We start from the raw sequence: 20845 nt of genomic DNA on the forward strand, positions 1-20845 counted from the left end.
AACGTCCCACGGCCACCGGGAAGTTCCGAGGTGACGGGATCACTCCGTGAGCGGAGTGAGCAGCATCCGCCCCGCGAACCCCACCGCCCTGTCCAGCCGTTCGGTGAACTCCTCGGCCACGTCGCCGCAGTGGCGCAGCGCCCACAGGGCCCGTGCCGCCGCCCAGGCCGCGTCGCGGGCCCGCTCCAGGCTCCAGGAGCCCAGCAGATGGGTGAGCGGATCGGCGATCTGGAGCAGGTCGGGACCCGGCATCAGATCCTCGCGGACACGCTCCTCCAGCGAGACGAGGATCTCGCCCACGCGGTCGAACTCGTCCTCCAGATCTAATGGTTCGCAGTCGAGCGTACGACAGGCGTCCACCACGGCGAGCGCCAGATCGTGCCCGATGTGCGCGTTGATGCCCGCCAGCGCGAACTGCAGCGGCCGTACCCCGGGATGGCGGCGGAGCTGGAACAGCGGGCGCCAGCAGGCGGGTGGCCGGCGGTCCGCCGCCGCCGCGTCGACCGCCGCCAGATACCGCTCGGCGAACCGCACGTCCAGGGCGATCGCCGCCCGTGGATCCGGGAACTCCCCGGCGTCCAGGCGCCGGTCGACCTCCTCGGTGACGGAGCGGTAGACGCGGTTGAACACGGCGACCCCGTCCCGCTCGGGCAGGGCCGCGTCCAGGGCGCGCATCCGGGAGACGACCGCGTCGACAGGAGTGGTGAAGTGTCCCAACTGCGTCATGGGGGAAGGGTCCCAGCCCTGGGCCGACGGGCGTGCCGACCGGCCCGGTGCTTCGCCGGAACGGGGGAACGGACGGCGGGCCGCGGATGCGAGGGGGGAATGGCACGGTGTCAGGCTTACGTACCCGGCGTCTCGCCGAGCGCCGGGCCGCGCGCAGGCGTGCCGTGCGGCGCGGGCTGATGGTGGTGGCGGCGTCGGTGGTGACCGTGGTCGGTTCGGTCACCGGAGTGATATCGGCGCTCGACTCCGGACCCGGCGCCGGCCGGGCCCGCGCCGAGGCGGCCCGGACACCGACCCTGGCTCCCATGCCGAGGCCGGCCGCACCTTCCCCGGGCAGGGCCGCCACCAGGACGCCGACGCCGACTGCGCCGAGCACGCCCGCCCCCACCCCGACCGGGAACAGGCAGCGGGCCGTCCCCGTGTCACCGCTCCTGTACCGCCACCCCGGCTCCCAGGTGCTGGACTGGGTCCGCGCCCACCCCGGCGATCCGCGCACCGGCGTCATCGCCGCCCGGATCGCCGGCCGGCCGGCCGCGGTGTGGTTCACCGACCCGGACCCGGACAGCGTCACCGCCCGGGTGCGGGCGGTCACCGCGGACGCGGCGGAGCGGGGCCGGGTCCCGGTGCTCGTGCCGTACGCGATCCCGGACCGGGACTGTGGCGGCGCCTCCCGCGGCGGCGCGCCGGACCTCGCGGCCTACGACACCTGGATCGACGCCTTCGCGCAGGGGCTCGGCACGGGAGAGGTGGTGATCGTCCTGGAACCGGACGCGATCGCCCAGTCCGACTGCCTGCCGGAGGCCGACCGCGCGGCCAGGTTCGCCTCGCTGGCCCGTGCCGGGCGGGTGCTGAAGGCCGCCGATCCGCAGGCCCGCGTCTACTACGACGCCGGCCACTCCGGCTGGCACCCGCCGGCCGAGCAGGCCGCCCTGCTGCGACAGGCGGGCGCGGCGGACGCCGACGGCGTCTTCAGCAACGTCTCCAACTTCCGCAGCACGGCCGACGAGATCGTCTACGACCGTCAGGTCCTCGACGCGCTCGCCGGTCCGGCGAGCCTCGGCGCGGTGATCGACACCAGCCGCAACGGCAACGGCGCCCCGCCGGACGGCCAGTGGTGCGATCCGGCCGGCCGGAAGCTCGGCCGGGCCCCGACCCTGGACACCGGCGAGGCCCGGATCGACGCCTATCTGTGGGTCAAGCTGCCGGGGGAGTCCGACGGATGCCGGGGCGCGGCCGGGACGTTCACACCGTCGTACGCCTACGACTTGGCGCGCTGAGCCTGCTGAGTGTCGTAGCTGGAGGTGCCCTCGTCCAGCAGGGGCTCCTGCTTCTTCAGATGGGCCGGGGCGAAGGCACGCAGTGCGTGGTAGCCGGTGATGACGACCAGGGTGCCGAGGGCGATGCCGCTGAGCGAGAAGGTGCTGGTGAACTTCATGCTGACATTGCCCACGCCGATGATGATGCCCGCGGCGGCCGGCACCAGGTTCAGCGGGTTGCGCAGGTCCACCTTGGCGTGCAGCCAGATCTGGGCGCCGAGCAGGCCGATCATGCCGTAGAGGATCACGGTGATGCCGCCGAGGACACCGCCGGGGATCGCGGCCACGACCGCGCCGAACTTGGGGCAGACGCCGAAGAGCAGGGCGAAGCCGGCCGCTGCCCAGTAGGCGGCGGTGGAATAGACGCGGGTCGCGGCCATCACGCCGATGTTCTCGGAGTACGTGGTGTTCGGCGGGCCGCCCGCCGCGGTCGACAGCATGGAGGCGACGCCGTCCGCCGAGATCGCCGTACCGAGCTTGTCGTCCAGCGGGTCGCCGGTCATCTCGCCGACCGCCTTGACGTGCCCCGCGTTCTCCGCGACCAGGGCGATGACGACCGGCAGCGCGACCAGGACCGCCGACCACTGGAAGGACGGCCCGTGGAAGTGCGGCAGGCCGATCCAGTCGGCCTTGGAGACGCCGGAGAGGTCGAGGCGCCAGTGGTCGGTGACCTTGCCGCTCGGGCTCATGGAGTGGATCTTGCCGAAGATCCGGTCGAAGGCCCAGGAGACGCCGTACCCGAAGACCAGCCCGAGGAAGATCGCGACACGGGACCAGAAGCCGCGCAGGCAGACCACGGCCAGTCCGGTGAACAGCATGACCAGCAGGGCCGTCCACTGGTCCTGGGGCCAGTAGGTGGCGGCGGTCACCGGGGCGAGGTTGAAGCCGATCAGCATGACGACCGCGCCGGTGACGATCGGCGGCATGGCCGCGTGGATGATCCGCGCGCCGAAGCGCTGCACGGCGAGGCCCACCAGGAACAGCACCGCGCCGACCACGAGGACGGCGCCGGTCACGGTGGCGCTCGTACCGCCCTGGGCGCGGATGACGGCGGCCACGCCCACGAACGACAGGGAGCAGCCCAGATAGCTCGGAACACGACCGCGGGTGGCGAGCAGGAAGATCGCGGTGGCCACGCCCGACATCATGATGGCCAGGTTCGGGTCGAGACCCATCAGCACGGGCGCCACGAAGGAAGCGCCGAACATCGCGACCACGTGCTGGGCCCCCAGGCCCACCGTGCGGGGCCAGGACAGCCGTTCATCGGGGCGTACCACCGCTCCGGGCGCGGGCGTGCGCCCGTCACCGTGCAGTTTCCAGCGCACGCCGAGGTCCATGGTGGGTTTCGCTTTCTTACGTACCTAAGGGGGTTCCCGAACCATTGTCAGGGGTGCCTGGCACCCCACGCTTCCGAAGGGGGTTCTGAGCGGTCGCTTAGCATGCCGCCTCCGCCGTCCACCTCTGGCTGCAACGGCTAGGCACCACGGGCCTGACCTACCGGGTGCTGGTCCGGCTGGATGCCACGACGCTGCGGCCGACGCCGTGGACCGACGCCTTCAGGACCGTGGGCCGGGAACTGCTGCGGGCTGCGGGCTGATCTCCTTCCGCGTGCCGCGCTCGGCCGTGCGCAGCACGCCCGCGAACACCGCGAGCCCGCACGCCAGCACCGTCACCAGGCAGAACGACACCACCAGGCTGGTCGCCTGGGCCACCCCGCCGATCAGGCCCGGCGCGATCAGCCCCGAGGTGTACGTGATCGTCGCCACGCCCGCTATCGCCTGGCTCGGGTTCGGCCCGGCGTGCCCGGCAGCCGCGAAGCACAGCGGGACGACCACCGCGATGCCGAGCCCCATCAGCGCGAACCCGCCCATCGCCACGGCCGGATGCCCCGCGACGACGATCAGCAGACCGCCCAGCACGGCCAGGATGCCGCCGCCCCGGACGGTGCGGACCGCGCCGAACCGGTCCACCACCGTGTCCCCGGCGAGCCGGGCCACCGCCATCGTCAGCATGAAGCCGGTCGTGCAGGCCGCCGCCACACCGGCCGAGCCGTCCAGCCGGTCCCGCAGGAACACCGCCGACCAGTCCAGGCTCGCGCCCTCCGCGAACACCGCGCAGAAGCCGATCGTGCCGATCAGCAGCGCCGAGCGCGGCGGCAGCGCGAACCGCGGCGGCGGCTCCTCGTCCTCGGCGGGCTGCAGATCCAGCACCCAGGCGCAGACCACCAGGCCGAGCACGGTGAGCACGGCAGCGGTGAGCGCGAAGTGCAGCCGGGCGTCCGAGCCGAGGTGTGCGGCGAGCGTCCCGGCCGCAGAGCCGGTCAGCGCACCCGCGCTCCACATGCCGTGCAGCCCGGACATGATCGACCTGCCGAGCAGCCGTTCGACCTCGACACCGAGCGCGTTCATCGCCACATCGGCCATGCCCGCGCTCGCGCCGTAGGCGAACATTGCCAGGCACAGGCCGTAAAGGTTCGGCGCGAGGGACGGCAGGACCAGCGACAGCGTCCACAGCGTGAGCAGCCCGCGCAGCGCCGTACGGCTGCCGAACCGGTGGCTGATCCGGCCCGCCAGCGGCATCGCGCACGAGGCGCCGAACGCCGTGAAGGCCAGCGCGAACCCCAACTGGCCCGAGCTCAGCGCGGCGTGGTCCTGGATCCACGGCACGCGCGTGGCGAACGTGCCCGTCACCGCGCCGTGCACGGCGAACACGGCCGCCACGGCATACCGGGCGCGTCGCACCTCGCCACGTGCGCATCCCACGTCACCCATGTTCCCGTCCCTCCCCGAGAGTTCCCCGCCCCCCGCCGGCTTGCGCCGTAAACTATCAGGGACCCTGCCTGATAGATAGGTGGTTTTACGGCCGCCGTCAGGGGCGCCACGGCTCCGGGAGGGTCGCCGATCTGGGAGGATTCCCGTCATGCCCGCATCACCCAGCACCGCCCGGGCCATCAACGACCGCCTGGCCCTGCGGCTGTTGCAGCAGGAAGGCCCGCTGACGGCAGGGCAGTTGAAACAGCTGACGGGCCTGTCCCGGCCGACGGTCGCCGACCTCCTGGAACGGCTCACCGACGCCGGGCTGATCACGGTCGTCGGCGAGTCCGGCGAACAGCGCCGCGGTCCCAACGCCCGGCTGTACGGCATCGTCGCCGACCGGGCTCACCTGGCCGCCCTCGACGTCCGCACCGGGGGTGTCTTCGTCCTGGTCGCCGACCTCGTCGGGCGGGTGCTCGCCGAGGCGTCCGTACCGATCGGCGGCGAGACCGGGACCGGACCCGCCGTGGAGCAGGCGGTGGCGGCGGTGGAGCGGACCGCGAAGGAGGCCGGAGCGGACCGGCTGCACACCGTCGGCATCGGCGCCCCCGGCCTCGTCGACCCGGCCACCGGCGATCTCCGCGACTCCGGCGGCCTGCCCGCCTGGCACCGCAGCCTGGCCGCCGCGCTGCAGGAACGTCTGCCCGGGGCCCGCGTCACCGTGGAGAACGAGACGAACCTCGCCGCGCTGGCCGAACAGCGCGAGGGTGCCGCGCGCGAGCGGGACACCTTCGTCCTGCTCTGGCTGGGCCACGGCGTGGGCGCGGCCGTCGTCCTCGACGGCACGCTCCGTCGCGGCGCCTCGGGCGGCACGGGCGAGATCGGCTTCCTGCCGGTCCCGGGAACCGTCTCGCTGCCCTCGGCGAGCGACTGCGACGGAGGCTTCCACTCACTGGCGGGCGCGGCGGCGATCGGCGCCCTGGCTGCGGAGTGCGGCCTGCCGGTACCGGCCACCATGGACGGACCGGGCGCGGCGCGCGTGCTCCGGCGGGCCGTGGCGGAGGCGGCGGAGGGGGGCTCCCCTGTGTCTCGTTCGGCTGCCGAACGACCCGCCGGCCGGTTTCTCCACGCCCTGGCGGACCGGATCGTCCTGGGGGCCGCGGCCGTGGTGGCCGTGCTCGATCCCGGGTGTGTCGTGCTCGGCGGCGAGGTCGGCCAGGCCGGCGGCGCGGTCCTCGCCGGCCTCGTGGAGGAGCGGCTCAGCCGTATGTCACCCCTGCTCACCGAGGTCCGCGCCAGCACCCTCGGCGGCACGGCGGTGCTGCGCGGAGCCCTCCTGACGGCTCGGGACCGCGCCCAGGAGGACCTGTTCGCAAGGCCCCGGCCTCACCCGGGCCGGTGACCGGATGGGCCGCGGTCGCACCCGCCGACGGTGCGACCGTTCTGTACGCCGGTCGGCCGGTGGCCGTCCCGAAGACGTGGGTCCGGCCACCCGTCTCTCTTCCGTCAGCCGCCGAACCGCCGCCCCAGATACTCCTCGAACGTCGTCTTCCCCACCGCCTGTTCCGGCGTCAGCAGACCGCCCGCGCGGGCGGCGCGGTAGGTCCCGCCGAACAGCGGCACCTGCGCCACCGCCCGGCGCCGGCCGGTCGCGCGCAGGTAGGAGCGGGCCAGGGAGTCCAGGCTCCGTACCTCGGGGCCGCCCATGTCCGCCACTCGCCCGGCCGGACCGGAGAGCGCCAACGCGGCCAGGCGGTCCGCGACTTCGCCCACCTCCACCGGCTGGTCCGGCACCCCGGCCGGAACCAGCAGGACGGGCGCCTTGGCCAGCCCGCTCAGGACCGAGACCAGCAGGTCATGGAACTGGGTCGTGCGCAGAATGGTCCAGCCGAGCCCCGACGCCTCGATCTGCCGCTCCACGGCCAGCTTGGTCCGGTAGTAGCCGAGCGGCACCCGGTCGGTCCCGACGATGGAGATGTAGACCAGATGGCCCACACCGGCCCGCCGCGCCGCCGCGACGAGATGCCCGGCCGCCTTTTCGTCCCCGCCCCGCTGGGTGCTCGCGCAGTGCACCACGGTCTCCACACCGGCGAGCGCCGCATCCAGCTTGTCGCCGCCCACCCGCAGATCGACGGCGTACGGCTGTGCGTGCCGGCTGAGCACCCGCACGTCGTGCCCGTCCGCCCGCAGCCGCTGCGTCACGCACCGGCCGAGCGTGCCGGTTCCGCCGGTCACCAGGATCGTGGTCATGCCGTGTCTGTCCCTCCGGACCCGGGGCACCCCCCATCGGGGCGCCCTCCTCCGGATGAGACCGCGCGGACCCCGGAAAACGTGACATGCCCCGGCTGGCCCGGCCGGGCGACGGCAGTTGGCGGCGGTCCGGCGGCGGGCAAGGGCCGTCGTCACCGCCGCCGGACCCGACCGCACCCTAAAAGGACTAGACCAGAACGGTCAATGGATCCGGACCAGGTCAAGCCGCCCCGGCCGCCTGGCAGTTGTCCGACGTGACTCCGCCGCGCAAGGCCGGTGACACGCGCTGTGAGGGAACCCACACCCTCCACCTGTCTGGACGGCCGTCCGGCGTGGCACACTGGCCCTGTACCAGAAGCAGCGCACTCCGGGGTCGGTGAAAGTCCGAACCGGCGGTTACAGTCCGCGACCCGGTCGCTTCCAGCGGCCGGTTGACCAGGTGAAATTCCTGGACCGACGGTTAAAGTCCGGATGGGAGGCAGTGCGCGGCGGGCGGGCATGCGTCTTTCCGTGTGCGCGCCGCCGTATCTGGGCGCGTCCGTATGCGGACGGGTCCGTTCCGGCGACGCCCCGGTGTGTGCTCACCCGTAGATTCTGTCGTCATCGACAGGCCCCGGAGTCCGTGCCCGAAGAGGCAGGAGGACCCGGGAAGTGTTCACCGGAATCGTCGAAGAGCTGGGTGAGGTCACCGCCGTCGAGAACCTCGACGACGCCTCCCGCTTCCGGCTCCGTGGCCCCGTCGTGACCGAGGGCGCGCAGCACGGCGACTCCATCGCCGTGAACGGGGTCTGTCTCACTGTCGTGGAGCACGAGGGCGACGAGTTCACCGCCGATGTGATGGCGGAGACCCTGAAGCGTTCCAGCCTCGGCGCACTCACCGTCGGCTCCCGCGTCAACCTGGAGCGCCCCACCGCTGTCGGCACGCGCCTCGGCGGACACATCGTGCAGGGCCATGTCGACGGCACCGGCGAGGTGCTGGCGCGCACGCCCTCCGAGAACTGGGAGATCGTCAAGATCTCGCTCCCGGCGGACCTCTCCCGCTACGTCGTCGAGAAGGGCTCCATCACCGTCGACGGCATCAGCCTCACCGTCGTCGAGGCCGGCCCCGACTACTTCACCGTCAGCCTCATCCCCACCACCCTCGCCCTGACCACGCTCGGCGTGAAGCAGCCCGGCGACCCGGTCAACCTCGAGGTCGACGTCATCGCCAAGTACGTCGAGCGGCTCCTCGGCGACCGCGCCCAGGGAGCCACCCGGTGAACTGGATGAACTCCGAGGCCTTCACCCTCTTCGGCCAGCACATCATCTGGTCGGACATGGTCGGCAACATCCTCGGCCTGATCACCCTCGCCCTCGGCTGGCGCCGCTCCCTGTGGACCTGGCTCGTGCAGTTCCTCTCCGGCCTCGTCCTCTTCGCCGCCTTCTACGGCCACCTGACCGGCAGCGCCGGCAAGCAGGCCGTCGTCATGGCCGTAGCCGTGTACGGCTGGTGGCAGTGGCGGCGCCACCAGGGCCGGACCGCCGACGGACACATCACACCCCGGTTCGCCGGCTGGCGCGAGCGCGCGGCGATGCTCGGCGCGGCCGCCGCCGGCACGGTCGCCGTCGCCCTGCTCTTCACGGCCTACCCGTCCCTGTCCTGGGACCCCTGGCCCGACGCCTACATCTTCGTCGGCACCATCGTCGCCATGTACGCCCAGGCCAAGGGCATGGTCGAGTTCTGGATCGCCTGGCTGCTCGTCGACCTCGTCGGCGTACCCCTCAACTTCGCCAACGGCTACGCGTTTTCCGGCTTCGTCTACGTCATCTACGGCGCACTCGTCCTGTGGGGCATGCGCGACTGGTGGCTGCGCTCCCGCAGGAGCTCGCAGCCCGTCCTGGAAGGAGCTCCGGCATGACCTCGGCACCGCTGCTGTACGACACCGCCGACTTCGAGGAGTTCACGCTCGACCCGGTCGAGCAGGCCATCGCCGACATCGCGGCCGGCCGCCCGGTCGTCGTCGTGGACGACGAGGACCGGGAGAACGAGGGCGACCTCGTCATCGCGGCCGAACACGCGACCCCCGAGATCGTCGCGTTCATGATGAGCGAGTGCCGGGGGCTCATCTGCGCCCCCATGGAGCCCGAGGAGCTCGACCGGCTCCAGCTCCCGCAGATGGTCCAGGACAACACCGAGTCGATGAAAACCGCGTTCACCGTCTCCGTGGACGCCTCCGCCGCCCACGGCGTGAGCACCGGCATCTCGGCCTCCGACCGCGCCACCACGCTCCAGCTGCTGGCCGGCGGCACCGCCGAACCCACCGACTTCGTCCGCCCCGGCCACGTCTTCCCGCTGCGCGCCAGGCCCGGCGGCGTCCTGGTCCGCAACGGCCACACCGAGGCCGCCGTCGACCTCGCCCGGCTCGCGGGTCTGCGCCCGGCCGGTGCCATCGTCGAGATCGCCGGTGAGGACGGCCGTATGCTGCGGCTGCCCGAGCTGATCCCGTTCGCCCGCAAGCACGGGCTGACGATCATCTCCATCGAGGACCTGATCGCCTACCGCCGCGGCAGCGAGCCCACCGTCCGCCGCGAGGCCGAGACCCGCCTGCCCACCGCGCACGGCACCTTCACCGCCTACGGCTACCGGTCCACCGTCGACGGCGTCGAGCACGTCGCCCTCGTGCACGGCGAGATCGGCGCCGGCGAGGACGTCCTGGTCCGCGTCCACTCCGAATGCCTCACCGGTGACGTCTTCTCGTCCCTGCGCTGCGACTGCGGCCCCCAGCTGGACACCGCCCTCGAACGGATCCAGGCCGAGGGCAGGGGAGTGGTGGTCTACCTGCGCGGCCACGAAGGGCGCGGCATCGGCCTGCTGTCCAAGCTGCGGGCGTACGAACTCCAGGAGCAGGGCCGCGACACCCTCGACGCCAACCTCGAACTCGGGCTGCCCGCCGACGCCCGCGACTACGGCGCCGGCGCGCAGATCCTCGCCGACCTCGGCGTGCGCAGCGTCCGCCTGATGACCAACAACCCCGAGAAGACCGACGCACTGCTGCGCCACGGCCTCAAGGTCAGCAGCCGTGAGCCGATGCCCGTCCAGGCGGGCGAGCACAACCTCCGCTACCTGCGGACCAAGCGGGACCGGATGGGGCACGACCTGCCCTGGCTGGACACACCTGCCGTATCCACCTGCGGCAACCAGTAAGCAAGCGAGAAAGCACTTAGGAGAGACGTGAGCGGCAAGGGTGCACCGGAACTGTCCGTACGCAACGCGAGCGACCTCAGGGTCGCCGTCATCGCGGCGCAGTGGCACGAGAAGGTGATGGACGGTCTGGTGAACGGCGCCCTGCGCGCCCTGCACGACCTGGGGATCGACGAGCCGACCCTGATCCGGGTTCCCGGCAGCTTCGAACTGCCGGTCGCCGCCAAGGTTCTCGCGGGCCGCGGCTACGACGCGGTGGTCGCCCTCGGCGTCGTCATCCGCGGCGGCACCCCCCACTTCGACTACGTGTGCCAGGGCGTCACCCAGGGCCTCACCCAGGTCAGCGTCGAGACCGGCGTCCCCGTCGGCTTCGGTGTGCTCACCTGCGACACCGAGGAGCAGGCCCTGGACCGGGCGGGCATCGAGGGCTCGAACGAGGACAAGGGTCACGAGGCGGTGACCGCGGCGGTCGCGACCGCGGCCACGCTCCGTTCAGTATCCGAACCCTGGCACTAGGCCGACCGCCTTAGCGGCTAGGGTGGGCCCATCATGTCCAAGAAGACGTTCGAGGAGCTCTTCACCGAGCTCCAGCACAAGGCCGCCCACGGCGATCCCGCCACCTCCCGCACCGCAGAGCTGGTCGGCAAGGGCGTCCATGCCATCGGCAAGAAGGTCGTCGAAGAGGCCGCCGAGGTCTGGATGGCCGCCGAGTACGAGGGCAAGGAGGCGGCCGCCGAGGAGATCTCGCAGCTGCTGTACCACGTCCAGGTGATGATGGTCGCCCGCGGGATCTCCCTGGACGACGTCTACGCCCACCTCTGAGCCGTACCCGCACACAGTCCCGTAGAGAACGAGCAAAGGAAGCCGACCTCATGCTGCGCATCGCCGTCCCCAACAAGGGTTCACTGTCCGGCCCTGCGGCGGAGATGCTGCATGAGGCCGGCTACCAGCAGCGCCGGGAGTCCAAGGAACTGCGGATCGTCGACCCGGAGAACGAGGTCGAGTTCTTCTACCTCCGCCCCCGCGACATCGCGATCTACGTCGCCTCCGGCCGCCTCGACCTGGGCATCACCGGCCGCGATCTGCTGATCGACTCCGGCGCGGACGCCGAGGAGATCCTGCCGCTCGGCTTCGCCCGCTCCACCTTCCGCTTCGCCGCCAAGCCGGGCACCGCGAACGGCATCGAGGACCTCAAGGGCAAGACGGTCGCCACCTCGTACGAAGGGATCGTCGCGGGGCACCTCGCGGACAGCGGCGTCGACGCCTCCGTCGTCCACCTGGACGGTGCCGTGGAGACCGCCATCGAGCTGGGCGTCGCCGAGGTCATCGCGGACGTCGTGGAGACCGGCACCAGCCTGCGCAACGCGGGCCTGGAGGTCTTCGGCGAGCCGATCATGAAGTCCGAGGCGATCGTCATCCGCCGCACCGGAGCCGGCGCGGACGCGGCCGTCGAGCCGAAGGTGCAGCAGTTCCTGCGCCGCCTCCAGGGCGTCCTGGTCGCCCGGACGTACGTGATGATGGACTACGACTGCCGCGTCGAGCAGCTGGAGAAGGCCGTCGCGCTCACCCCCGGCCTGGAGTCCCCGACCGTCTCCCCGCTGCACAACGAGGGCTGGGTCGCCGTCCGCGCCATGGTCCCCGCCAAGGAGGCGCAGCGGATCATGGACGACCTCTACGCCATCGGCGCCCGCGCCATCCTCACCACGGCCATCCACGCCTGCCGCCTGTAAGGGGTACGCACCGCGATGTCCGACACCTCCACCCTTCCCTCGCTTCCCGTCACCTTCCGGCCGGGCCACACCCGGGCCATCCTGCTCACCGCCGGTGCCGCGATCTTCCTGACCATCTCCGGGGTCTCCCTGCTGCTGGAGCAGCTGGGCCCGGGGGAGCGGGCCAGCTTCATCGTCACCGGGGCGCTGATCTTCTGGGTGCTGGCCCAGCTGGCCCGGGTGAGGGTCGTCGCCGACGAGTCCGGCGTCACCGTGGTGAACATCGCCAGCAAGCGGCGCCTGGCCTGGGCGGAGATCCTTCAGGTGAACCTCCGTCCGGGCGACCCGTGGGTGTTCCTCAACCTCAGCGACGGCACCAGCCTGCCCGCGCTCGGCATCCAGCCGGGCCTCGCCAAACAGCGCGCCATCGCCGACGCGCAGGCCCTGCGAGCCCTTGCCGAAGCCCACTCCGGGGCCCACCCGGTCGAAGATCAGGGCTGACTCGGGGGTGCCCACCCTGCCCGAGTGGCCCCTGTCTTGATTAATCTGGTGGCGGAGGCCTCTTCGCTGCGCCTCCGCCCCTGCGTGCCGCCCGGTGCACAGGGGTTCCTGCTACCCGAGGAGTGACTCCCTCCAGCGATGGACGGATCGTCCTGTAGTACCTGCGCCGCCCCGACCCGACATACCGGGAAGGCGGTGGCAGCGTGACCATCCCCCTGCTGCTCCTCGGAGCGGCCTTCCTGCTGATCCTCGCCAACGGCTTCTTCGTGGCCGCGGAGTTCGGTCTGGTGACCGTCGAGTCGACGGACGCCGAGAAGGCCGCCGCCGAGGGCGACCGACGGGCCCGTAGGGTCGCCGAGTCGCTCAAGGAGCTGTCCTTCCAGCTCTCCGGCACCCAGCTCGGCATCACCATCACCTCTCTGGTCGTCGGCATGCTCGCCGAACCGGCGCTGGCCGAGCTGCTGCACGGCCCATTCGCCGCGCTCGGCATCCCGGGCGGCGCCGTCTCCGGTGTCGCCGTGGTCGTCGGCATGCTGCTGGCCTCCGCGATCCAGATGGTGATCGGCGAACTCGTGCCCAAGAACTGGGCCGTGTCCAAGCCGCTGCAGGTCGCGCGGTTCGTGGCCGGCCCGCAGCATCACTTCTCCCGGCTGTTCCGCCCGGTCATCGCCGCGCTCAACACGGTCGCCAACCGGCTGGTGCGCGCGCTCGGCGTCGAGCCCGCCGACGAGCTGGCCTCCGCCCGCACCCCGGGCGAACTCGTCTCCCTGGCCCGGCACTCCGCCCAGGCGGGCGCCCTGGAGCAGGACACGGCCGACCTGTTCGTCCGCACCCTGTCGCTGGGCGAGCTGACCGCGCAGCACGTCATGACCCCGCGCGTGAAGGTCAGCGCCTTGCAGGACACGGCCACCGCCGAGGACGTCGTCAACCTCACCCGGGCCACCGGCCTGTCCCGCTTCCCCGTCTACCGGGAGAAGATCGACGACATCGTCGGCATGGCCCACCTCAAGGACGCCCTGGCGGTCTCCGTGCACGACCGGCTGCGCACCCCGGTCAGCCGTATCGCCCGCAAGGCCCTCCTCGTCCCCGAGACCCTGCCCGTCCAGCCGCTCCTCGCGCGGCTGCGCAGCGAGCAGCCGATCGCGGTCGTCGTCGACGAGTACGGCGGCACGGCCGGTGTGGTCACCCTGGAGGACATCGTCGAGGAACTCGTCGGCGAGGTCCGCGACGAGCACGACGCCAAGGACGTGCCCGAGCTGCTGCCGGCCCCGCCCGAGGACGGCCGGCCCGCCTGGGACGTGGACGGCAGCTGCCGCGTCGACATCCTGCAGCGCATAGGCCTCGACGTACCCGAGGGGCCGTACGAGACGGTCGCCGGACTGGTCGCCGACCTGCTCGGCCGGATCCCGGCCCCCGGCGACCGCGCCGAACTGCCCGGCTGGCGGCTCTCCGTCCGCCAGGTCGGCCACTACCGCGCCGAACGGGTCCGCCTGGTCAGGACGGTCCCGTCGGTGAACGTGATGGAGGCCGTCCGATGAGCGTCCTCCAACTGATCTTCGCCGCGCTGCTCGTCCTCGCCAACGGCTTCTTCGTCGGCGCCGAGTTCGCGCTGGTCTCCGTCCGCCGCAGCCAGATCGAACCGCTCGGCACCGCCCGCGCCCGCCAGGTGCTGTACGGCCTGGAGCGGCTGCCGCAGATGATGGCCGCGGCCCAGTTCGGCATCACCGTCTGCTCCCTGACGCTGGGCGCGGTGGCCGAGCCGACGGTGGCGCGGCTGCTTGAACCGGTGTTCGAGGCGGTGCACCTGCCCGACGGCGTGATCCATCCGCTCGGCTATGTGATCGCGTTGGCCGCGGTGGTCTTCTTCCACCTGGTCATCGGTGAGATGGTGCCGAAGAACCTGGCGATGGCGGCCCCCGAGAAGGCGGCGCTGTGGTTGAGCCCGGGCCTGGTCTGGTTCGCCCGCCTGTGCAAGCCGATCACGGTGTCCCTCGGCGCCTGCGCCCAGGCCGTTCTGCGCCTCTTCCGGGTCGAGCCCAAGGATGAGGTGGAGGCCGTGGTCACCAGCGAGCAGCTCAACCGCCTGCTGGAGGACTCCGGCCAGGCGGGCCTGCTCGACCCCGAGGAGCGGGAACGCCTGGAGGACGCGCTGGAGCTGGGCTCCCGTCCGGTGACGGACGTCCTGCTGCGCCGGGAGTCCCTGGTCACGGTGAACCCGGCGATCACCCCGGGTCAGATCGTCGAGCTGACGGCCCGCACGGGGTACTCCCGCTTCCCGGTCGCCGCGACGGACAAGGGTCCCTTCATGGGGTACGTCCACGTCAAGGACGTCCTGGACCTGGAGGACTCCGACCGGGCGGTGCCGCAGCACGTGTGGCGGCCCATGACGACGCTGCGGGCCGAGCTGCCGCTCGACGACGCACTGACCGTCATGCGCCGAGCGGCCACGCATCTGGCCCAGGTCGCCGATGCGTCCGGCAAGGTGCTGGGGCTCGTCGCCCTGGAGGACGTGCTGGAGATGCTGGTCGGTGAGGTACGGGATCCGGCGCACCGGGAGAGGCGCGACGTGAAACTGACGGAGCCCAGGGTCAGTGGGGAGCCGGAGGGAGCGCTCGCCTAGGAGCTCGGACGGTGGCGGGGAGCTGCGCGGCTGCCGGTGCGTCGTGGCTGGTCGCGCAGTCCCCCGCAGCTACATGGCCGACGGATCCTGGGGGCCTCGGCCCGACAGGACCTCTCCGTACGCCTGCATCAAGTCGGGCAACCGCAGCGTGACCAGGTCCTCCCGGGACAGCGAACCCGCATACGTCGACAACCGAAGATCCCGGTAGGCACAGCTCTTCTCGTACAGCGTCCGCAGGAACCGCCCGTTCCCCAACTCGTCGATCCACCCCTGATCGACCACGTGCCCGGCGATCGAGCGCAGCTCCTCCAGCGCCTCGTCGTCCCACACGTCCCCGTTCTCCGCCGCGAGCACCTTGCCGATCTCGGTGAGTTCCAGCGGCCGGTAGGAGGGGAAGTCGACCCGGGTCGTGAACCGGGACGACAGTCCGGGGTTCGCCGCCAGCAGCCGGTCCATGCCCTCCGGATAGCCGGCGAGGATCACCACCAGATGGTCCCGGTTGTCCTCGGCCCGCTTCAGCAGCACCTGCAAGGCCTCGTCGCCGTACGCGTCGCCCTTGCCGTACCCCGAGTTGGACAGCGAGTACGCCTCGTCCACGAACAGCACTCCACCGATCGCGGAGTCGATCAGCTCGTTGGCCTTCACGGCCGTCTGCCCCAGGTACTCGCCGACCAGATCGGCCCTCTGGGCCTCGACCAGGTGGTCACCGCCGAGCAGCCCGAGGGCGTAGAAGACCCGTCCGAGGATCCGGGCCACCGTGGTCTTCCCCGTCCCCGACGGCCCCGAGAAGACGAAATGCCGTTTCGGCGGCTGCACCGGCAGCCCCTGCCCGGCCCGCAGCCGAGCCATGTTCAACACCGCGGACAACGCCTTGACCTGGCGTTTCACCGGCTCCAGCCCCACCATGCGCTCCAGCTCGGCGAGCGCCTCCTCAAGCAGGGCCGGATCGGTCGGCCCGGCCGGGATCGGCAAGGACGAGACACCCGTCTTCACCCGCACCGCCGGGTCGGCCACCGACGGCAGGGGCCCCGTCGGCAGATCCGGCTCCGGCAGCCGCAGATCCCGGCCCTCGGTGCCGAAGACGGGGTCGTACCCGTCCGGGCCGTCCACGCTGTCCTGCCCGGCACCCGTCAGGGTGATCGCGGCGAGGTCTGCGGTGTCGTCGTACCCGTCGCCCTCGGCGATCGCCGCGAGCCGCGCCGAAGTGTCCATGAACGCCGGGTCGACGCGGTGCACCGCCCGGTAGAGGGGGAGCGCCGCGGCACTGCGGCCCGTGCCCTCGTGCGCCCGGGCCAGCCAGTAGCGCAGCTCCTTGCGCTGCGGCTGCTCACTGCGGCAGCGCATCAGAGCCGCCGACAGCAGCGGTTCGGCCTGGCCGTACATCTCCAGCCGCACCCGGGCCATGCCGCCGAACAGGCCGGCCTCGATGCCGAGCATGGGGTCGTCCAGCAGCGGGTCGGTGTGCCGTACCAGCTGGTCCCAGTCCTTGACCAGATAGGAGCGGCAGGCGTGCAGGAAGCGGACCTGGGGGTCGGTGTCGACCGGGGGCAGTCCGGCGAGGGCGCGGTCCAGCTCGGGCACGTGCCGGCCGTCCAGCCAGTGCGAGGCGTGCGCCAGCAGCAGATCACGCGGGCTCTCCAGCACCGGTTGCACCCACCAGCCCAGCCAGTACCAGGAGTTGAGTGTCCGGCGGTGCCGGGCGCGCTGTTCGCCGAAGCGGTCGCGGTGCCGGAACATCCTGAGCAGCGAGGTCGTCGTGTCGACCCGGAGCGCGTGCAGTCCGAGCCAGCCGTCCGCCATCCCGGGGTCCATCCGCACCGCGGCGCGGAACTCCTCCTCCGCGTGCGGATAGGCGCCCATCGTGTAGGCGTCCACCCCCCGCAGCCAGGCCAGGTCGGCCGGGGCCTCGGGGCCCTGCGTGCCGAAGTCCATCCCGTCCCCCCACAGACCGTGCCCCCGTGGTTCACCACCGGGCAGTCGCCCGGCGGCCGCCGCGCATCGAACCGCCGTGCCGCGGACCGGAGTTACCAGTGCGCGAGGCGGCCGCGAAGGTCGCACCGAGGGCATCGTACCCGCGCGAAGACCGCGTGCCGAAGGGTGCCGCGCAGGCCGTTCGACGAGGTGGGAGCAGACGGGGCGCACAGGGTTTCGTGACCGAGGGTGAGCGGATCGGTGCGCCGGGCGGCCGGAAAAGCGTCCGCGGGCAGAACGAAGCCCCCGATCACGGGGGAACAACCGGGGGCTTCGCGTCTGTGAGCGGCTCCAAAGGCCGCACATTGAGAACGTAAGACCTGTACGGCCCCCGGGTCAAGCCGAGTTGAGGCCTTCGGGGAAGTTCGTCCGGACGGGTCTTCACACCTTCACCACAATGCGGACGGCCCGTCACTCTGAGTCATGCTTTGGTCCGGTCCACGGGTTGACGCCGGCCCCGGCAGCACCTCATACCCCTCAGGTGTCTGATGCACCAGAAGATCGGCATGGGGGCGTGAGGGGTCCACAGCGAAGTGCGCGTGCTCCGCCGCGACCCAGCCTTCCCAGAACTCCCGCTGCTCCGCCCCGTCCCGCAGCCGGCCGCGCGTCCAGGACTCGTCCCGCGGCAGCTCCATCCACAGCAGCAGGGCCAGGTGCGGCCGCAGCGCCCGGCGACCTGCGCCGACACCCTCGACCAGGACCACCGGCGCCGCCGGCAGCGGGCGTGGCGCGGTGAACGCACGGACCCGCCAGTCGTACGGCGTGTAGTGCGCGCTCTCGCCGCGGGCGAGCGGCTGGATCACCTGGGTCATGAGCCGGTCGGTCCACTCGAAGAGCTGCTCGTGGCTGGCGATGTCGTCCAGATGCAGTACCGGAGCCCCGCCGAGCACGGCGGCCAGGTGCCCGGCGAAGGTGGACTTCCCCGAGCCGGCGTGTCCGTCGACGCCGATCAGCCGGACCGGCCCGACGGAGGGGGGAAGCCCGCGCAGTCGGGCGGCGAGGTCGAGAATGATGGTTCCCCGGTGTGGGTCGATGTGGGCGGTTTTCCGGAAACAGTCTAGTAGCGGCCCATGGCGGCAGGACCGCCGAGGCCGCCGCACCGGAAAACGTCGGGGTTTGAATCATCGGCTGGCAGCCAGCCAATGGCTCGGATAAACATTCGCGAATCCCCTGACCGATATGTCGAATTCGGCGTTCCGGGTGCGCCCGTAGCTGAGTAAGGTGCCTCCAGCGCAACCGGTGTGCGTGGTACGGGGACTGGCAGGGGGACATGGCCGCGGGGTTATTCGAAGGGCACTATGTGTGGCATCCGGCGGCCGACGACCGTGTCCTGGCGAGCGTATGCGTCGATGTGCGCGCCGGACGTTATCGATACGCGTACGAGGCCCTCGCCGAGACGCGTTCCGACTTCGCCCTGCGCGCTCACCGGTCGCTGGTGCTCGCCTCCGAGGCGGCCGGCACCGATCTGGTCGAGCGCTGGCTCGCCGAGGAGCCGACGCCCGAGGCGGCGCTGATGTGGGCCCGGGTCGCGGTGCAGCGTGCCCTGCGGGCCGCCGACGCGCGCGACGAGCGCGCCGAGGCGCTGGAGCGGATCGCGCTGACCGCCTGCGACCGGGCCGCCGCCCTGGCCCCCGAGGACCCCACGCCCTGGGTCGCCAAGCTCGCCATGGCCCGGCTGCACCGGCTGCGCGACCCCGCCCCGCAGGGCCTGCTCACCGCCCCGCCCGGTCCCTGGCGGCTGTTCTCGCACATCCTGTCCCTGGATCCCTGGCACCGCGAGGGCCATCACCGCTTCCTGTCGTGCTTCTTCACGCGCCACGGCGGTTCGGTCAACGCGGCCTGGGACGTGGCCGCCTTCCTCAGTCAGCGGGCGCCCGCCGACTCCGCCCTCCGGCTGCTGCCGCTGGTGGCCCTGGTGGAGAGCTACAACCCCACGCAGCTGCTCGCCGACCGCGTCTGGGAACAGCCGCAGTGGCGTTCCACCGCGCTGGCGATCTACCACAACTGGCTGCCGGCCGCCGCGGGTTACCGCTTCACGCCGGTGCTCGACCTGGCCTACCTCGCGCATGCACTGGTGATGGCCCAGCGCGAGTTCGAGGCCCGGGCGGTGTTCACGGCGATGGGCCCGTACGCCTCGCGCATGCCCTGGAGCGTCTTCGGCGACCCCGCCGAACAGCTCTCCCGGGCCCGACGTGCCTGCGGCCTGCCCGTTCCGCGACCCGACTGACCCTGTTCGTTCGTCCCTGCTCCCCATCGAGAGAAAGGCCGATCTGTGTCGGAACGGATGTCGACCCCCCGGGCGAAGGCCGGCGCGGGAGAAGATCCCGTCGTGCTCGACGACGACGCGACCCTGCACGCGATGGGTTATCCGCGGAAACTCACCCGGCGCTTCCAGGCGTTCGACAATTTCGCGATCTCCTTCACCATCATCAATATCCTGTCGGGTATTTTCTCGTCCTTCGGATTCGGTATGAATGCGGGCGGCCCCCGCATTCTCGTATTCGGCTGGACAGGCGTCTGCGTCATGGTGCTGCTCATCGGCGCGGCGATGGCGGAAGTCGCCTCGGCCTATCCGACGAGCGGCGCGCTGTATTTCTCCGCCGGTAAACTTGCAAAGCGGCACAAGGGTGCCTGGTCCTGGTACACGGGCTGGCTGAACTTCGTGGGCCAGATCGGCGGTACCGCCGCCACCGGCTATGCGGCCGCCACCTTCATCCAGGCCTTCGTCCAGCTGCAGTGGCCCTCCTACCGGCCGACCACGCACCAGACAGTGCTGATCACGGCACTGATCATCGTCGTGCAGGGCCTCGCCAACACCTACACCGTCCAGCTCGTCGCCGTACTGAACCGTATTTCCGTGTGGTGGCTGCTCATCGGACTCGTGGTGATCGTGGGCGCACTCATAGTGATGCCCGATCACCACCAGCCGGCGTCGTTCGTGACGCATTTCGAGAACAACACCGGCTTCACGAGCGGGCTTTACGGAGGCATGCTCGGCCTGCTGGTCACCAGCTGGACGTTCACCGGGTTCGACGGCAGCTTCCACATGTCCGAGGAAACGGTCCGCGCCACCGTCAACGCACCCAAGGGGATCACCCGCGCCATCGCCTATTCGGCGATCACCGGTCTCATCCTGATGCTGGCACTGGTCTACAGCATTGGCGACTACGCCAAGGAGGCCGGTTCCGGCGCGCCGCCGGTCCAGATTCTCATCGACGGCCTCGGACTGGGTGCCGCCAAGGTGATGCTCCTCATCGTCATCGGCGCGATGCTCTTCTGCGGTCTCGCCAACCTCACCAGCAACACCCGGCAGATTTTCGCCTTCTCCCGCGACGGAGCCATGCCCGGCTCCCGCTGGTGGCACTCCGTCTCGCCGCGCACCCGTACGCCCGTGAAGGCGGTGTGGCTCGCGGTGATCTGCTCGGTGGCCCTGGTCGTGCCCGGCTGGTGGTCCCACACCGCCTTCACCGCCATCGTCAGCGTCAACGTGGTCGGTCTCTTCCTCGCCTACGCCGTGCCGATCTTCCTGCGGCTGCGGCTCGGCGGCGGGTTCCAGCCGGGGCCCTGGCACCTGGGCCGCTGGGGTCGGCCGGTCGGCTGGCTCGCGGTGATCTGGATCGTGCTCAGCAGCGTTCTGTTCATGCTGCCGCAGGCCTCACCGATCACCGCCGACAACTTCAACTACGCGCCGATCGCACTCGCGGTCGTGCTGGTCGTGGCGACGGTGTGGTGGTTCGCCACGGCCCGCCGCCGCTTCCAGGGGCCGGTCAGCTACGGTCGCCCCGACGAGGTCGCGGCGATGGATCTCGTCTGACGCC

The 20845-nt window shown here is 71.5% G+C and carries 19 protein-coding genes, 1 pseudogene and 1 riboswitch; of the genes and pseudogenes, 14 read left to right on the forward strand and 6 right to left on the reverse strand.

Annotated elements, in window-relative coordinates; genetic code table 11:
- Nucleotides 1–39: 39 nt before the first annotated feature.
- The gene (locus ACIGXP_RS24350) at nt 40–726 is read right to left on the reverse strand and encodes a DUF5995 family protein (RefSeq protein WP_399771428.1); all 687 of its coding nucleotides are present in this window, start codon (nt 724–726) and stop codon (nt 40–42) included.
- Between the two features lie 179 nt (nt 727–905).
- Between ACIGXP_RS24350 and ACIGXP_RS24355 the strand changes: the two genes are divergently transcribed.
- Nucleotides 906–2003 (forward strand): glycoside hydrolase family 6 protein, encoded by a 1098-nt coding sequence (locus ACIGXP_RS24355; RefSeq protein WP_399771589.1) that lies wholly within the window; start codon nt 906–908, stop codon nt 2001–2003.
- Here the strand turns inward: ACIGXP_RS24355 and ACIGXP_RS24360 are convergent.
- The gene (locus tag ACIGXP_RS24360; RefSeq protein ID WP_399771431.1) at nt 1985–3379 is read right to left on the reverse strand and encodes a uracil-xanthine permease family protein; all 1395 of its coding nucleotides are present in this window, start codon (nt 3377–3379) and stop codon (nt 1985–1987) included. The two genes, ACIGXP_RS24355 and ACIGXP_RS24360, sit on opposite strands and share 19 nt — an antisense overlap.
- Nucleotides 3380–3486: 107 nt before the next feature.
- Between ACIGXP_RS24360 and ACIGXP_RS24365 the strand changes: the two are divergent.
- Nucleotides 3487–3639, forward strand: a pseudogene (locus tag ACIGXP_RS24365) (acyl-CoA thioesterase); the annotation flags it as partial.
- Here ACIGXP_RS24365 and ACIGXP_RS24370 read toward each other — a convergent pair.
- Nucleotides 3599–4813, reverse strand: a complete 1215-nt coding sequence (locus tag ACIGXP_RS24370; protein WP_399771434.1) for an MFS transporter — start codon at nt 4811–4813, stop codon at nt 3599–3601. The pseudogene ACIGXP_RS24365 and the gene ACIGXP_RS24370 sit on opposite strands and share 41 nt — an antisense overlap.
- Before the next feature lie 148 nt (nt 4814–4961).
- Here ACIGXP_RS24370 and ACIGXP_RS24375 point away from each other — a divergent pair, with 148 nt between their 5' ends.
- On the forward strand, nt 4962–6197 hold the full coding sequence (locus ACIGXP_RS24375) for an ROK family transcriptional regulator (RefSeq protein ID WP_399771436.1): 1236 nt from the start codon (nt 4962–4964) through the stop codon (nt 6195–6197).
- A 104-nt stretch (nt 6198–6301) separates the two neighbouring features.
- Here the strand turns inward: ACIGXP_RS24375 and ACIGXP_RS24380 are convergent, their stop codons facing one another.
- Nucleotides 6302–7045 carry an SDR family oxidoreductase gene (locus ACIGXP_RS24380; protein ID WP_399771438.1) on the reverse strand — a complete coding sequence of 248 codons (744 nt, stop codon included), beginning with the start codon at nt 7043–7045 and terminating at the stop codon, nt 6302–6304.
- 358 nt (nt 7046–7403) lie between these two features.
- A riboswitch (FMN riboswitch) is annotated at nt 7404–7534 on the forward strand.
- Between the two features lie 162 nt (nt 7535–7696).
- Between ACIGXP_RS24380 and ACIGXP_RS24385 the strand changes: the two genes are divergently transcribed.
- The 9 genes from ACIGXP_RS24385 (at nt 7697) to ACIGXP_RS24425 (ending at nt 15056) form a co-directional block, all read left to right on the forward strand.
- Entirely contained in the window at nt 7697–8305 is a 609-nt protein-coding gene (locus tag ACIGXP_RS24385) for a riboflavin synthase (RefSeq protein WP_363217184.1), read from the forward strand.
- Entirely contained in the window at nt 8302–8943 is a 642-nt protein-coding gene (locus tag ACIGXP_RS24390) for a nicotinamide mononucleotide transporter family protein (protein WP_363217185.1), read from the forward strand. The genes ACIGXP_RS24385 and ACIGXP_RS24390 overlap by 4 nt, the downstream gene beginning before the upstream one ends.
- Nucleotides 8940–10229: a bifunctional 3,4-dihydroxy-2-butanone-4-phosphate synthase/GTP cyclohydrolase II gene (locus tag ACIGXP_RS24395; protein WP_363217186.1), complete on the forward strand. Its 1290-nt coding sequence runs from the start codon at nt 8940–8942 to the stop codon at nt 10227–10229. Before ACIGXP_RS24390 ends, ACIGXP_RS24395 begins: the two co-directional genes overlap by 4 nt.
- Nucleotides 10230–10256: 27 nt before the next feature.
- On the forward strand, nt 10257–10742 hold the full coding sequence (gene ribH, locus ACIGXP_RS24400) for a 6,7-dimethyl-8-ribityllumazine synthase (protein ID WP_363217187.1): 486 nt from the start codon (nt 10257–10259) through the stop codon (nt 10740–10742).
- A 33-nt stretch (nt 10743–10775) separates the two neighbouring features.
- Nucleotides 10776–11048 (forward strand): phosphoribosyl-ATP diphosphatase, encoded by a 273-nt coding sequence (locus ACIGXP_RS24405; RefSeq protein WP_007491392.1) that lies wholly within the window; start codon nt 10776–10778, stop codon nt 11046–11048.
- 50 nt (nt 11049–11098) lie between these two features.
- Nucleotides 11099–11956: an ATP phosphoribosyltransferase gene (hisG, locus tag ACIGXP_RS24410; RefSeq protein WP_363217188.1), complete on the forward strand. Its 858-nt coding sequence runs from the start codon at nt 11099–11101 to the stop codon at nt 11954–11956.
- A 15-nt stretch (nt 11957–11971) separates the two neighbouring features.
- Nucleotides 11972–12436, forward strand: a complete 465-nt coding sequence (locus ACIGXP_RS24415; protein WP_363217189.1) for a PH domain-containing protein — start codon at nt 11972–11974, stop codon at nt 12434–12436.
- Between the two features lie 203 nt (nt 12437–12639).
- Nucleotides 12640–13974 carry a hemolysin family protein gene (locus ACIGXP_RS24420; RefSeq protein ID WP_399771445.1) on the forward strand — a complete coding sequence of 445 codons (1335 nt, stop codon included), beginning with the start codon at nt 12640–12642 and terminating at the stop codon, nt 13972–13974.
- The gene (locus ACIGXP_RS24425; RefSeq protein WP_399771448.1) at nt 13971–15056 is read left to right on the forward strand and encodes a hemolysin family protein; all 1086 of its coding nucleotides are present in this window, start codon (nt 13971–13973) and stop codon (nt 15054–15056) included. The genes ACIGXP_RS24420 and ACIGXP_RS24425 overlap by 4 nt, the downstream gene beginning before the upstream one ends.
- A gap of 69 nt (nt 15057–15125) precedes the next feature.
- On the opposite strand, the gene ACIGXP_RS24430 is transcribed toward ACIGXP_RS24425, so the two are convergent.
- Together ACIGXP_RS24430 and ACIGXP_RS24435 are read right to left on the reverse strand one after the other, a co-directional pair.
- Nucleotides 15126–16988, reverse strand: a complete 1863-nt coding sequence (locus ACIGXP_RS24430; RefSeq protein WP_399771450.1) for an AAA family ATPase — start codon at nt 16986–16988, stop codon at nt 15126–15128.
- A gap of 428 nt (nt 16989–17416) precedes the next feature.
- A complete protein-coding gene (locus ACIGXP_RS24435; RefSeq protein WP_399771592.1) occupies nt 17417–18061 on the reverse strand; it encodes a uridine kinase in 645 nt (214 codons plus the stop codon).
- Between the two features lie 236 nt (nt 18062–18297).
- On the opposite strand from ACIGXP_RS24435, the gene ACIGXP_RS24440 reads away from it, so the two are divergent.
- Both ACIGXP_RS24440 and ACIGXP_RS24445 read left to right on the forward strand, forming a co-directional pair.
- Nucleotides 18298–19254, forward strand: a complete 957-nt coding sequence (locus ACIGXP_RS24440; protein ID WP_399771453.1) for a hypothetical protein — start codon at nt 18298–18300, stop codon at nt 19252–19254.
- A gap of 45 nt (nt 19255–19299) precedes the next feature.
- The gene (locus ACIGXP_RS24445) at nt 19300–20841 is read left to right on the forward strand and encodes an amino acid permease (protein WP_399771455.1); all 1542 of its coding nucleotides are present in this window, start codon (nt 19300–19302) and stop codon (nt 20839–20841) included.
- The last annotated feature ends 4 nt before the right edge of the window (nt 20842–20845 follow it).

The sequence above is a fragment of the Streptomyces sp. NPDC053069 genome, from assembly GCF_044546895.1.
In the GTDB taxonomy this organism is placed as follows: Bacteria; Actinomycetota; Actinomycetes; order Streptomycetales; family Streptomycetaceae; genus Streptomyces.

Bases quoted from the DNA above. Each gene is read 5' to 3' on its own strand.
- ACIGXP_RS24350 (WP_399771428.1), bottom strand. From the start codon at position 726: ATGACGCAGTTGGGACACTTCACCACTCCTGTCGACGCGGTCGTCTCC.
- ACIGXP_RS24370 (WP_399771434.1), bottom strand. From the start codon at position 4,813: ATGGGTGACGTGGGATGCGCACGTGGCGAGGTGCGACGCGCCCGGTAT.
- hisG (WP_363217188.1), top strand. From the start codon at position 11,099: ATGCTGCGCATCGCCGTCCCCAACAAGGGTTCACTGTCCGGCCCTGCG.
- ACIGXP_RS24440 (WP_399771453.1), top strand. From the start codon at position 18,298: ATGGCCGCGGGGTTATTCGAAGGGCACTATGTGTGGCATCCGGCGGCC.
- ACIGXP_RS24405 (WP_007491392.1), top strand. From the start codon at position 10,776: ATGTCCAAGAAGACGTTCGAGGAGCTCTTCACCGAGCTCCAGCACAAG.
- ACIGXP_RS24355 (WP_399771589.1), top strand. From the start codon at position 906: ATGGTGGTGGCGGCGTCGGTGGTGACCGTGGTCGGTTCGGTCACCGGA.
- ACIGXP_RS24415 (WP_363217189.1), top strand. From the start codon at position 11,972: ATGTCCGACACCTCCACCCTTCCCTCGCTTCCCGTCACCTTCCGGCCG.
- ACIGXP_RS24430 (WP_399771450.1), bottom strand. From the start codon at position 16,988: ATGGACTTCGGCACGCAGGGCCCCGAGGCCCCGGCCGACCTGGCCTGG.
- ACIGXP_RS24375 (WP_399771436.1), top strand. From the start codon at position 4,962: ATGCCCGCATCACCCAGCACCGCCCGGGCCATCAACGACCGCCTGGCC.
- ACIGXP_RS24395 (WP_363217186.1), top strand. From the start codon at position 8,940: ATGACCTCGGCACCGCTGCTGTACGACACCGCCGACTTCGAGGAGTTC.
- ACIGXP_RS24360 (WP_399771431.1), bottom strand. From the start codon at position 3,379: ATGGACCTCGGCGTGCGCTGGAAACTGCACGGTGACGGGCGCACGCCC.
- ACIGXP_RS24425 (WP_399771448.1), top strand. From the start codon at position 13,971: ATGAGCGTCCTCCAACTGATCTTCGCCGCGCTGCTCGTCCTCGCCAAC.
- ACIGXP_RS24380 (WP_399771438.1), bottom strand. From the start codon at position 7,045: ATGACCACGATCCTGGTGACCGGCGGAACCGGCACGCTCGGCCGGTGC.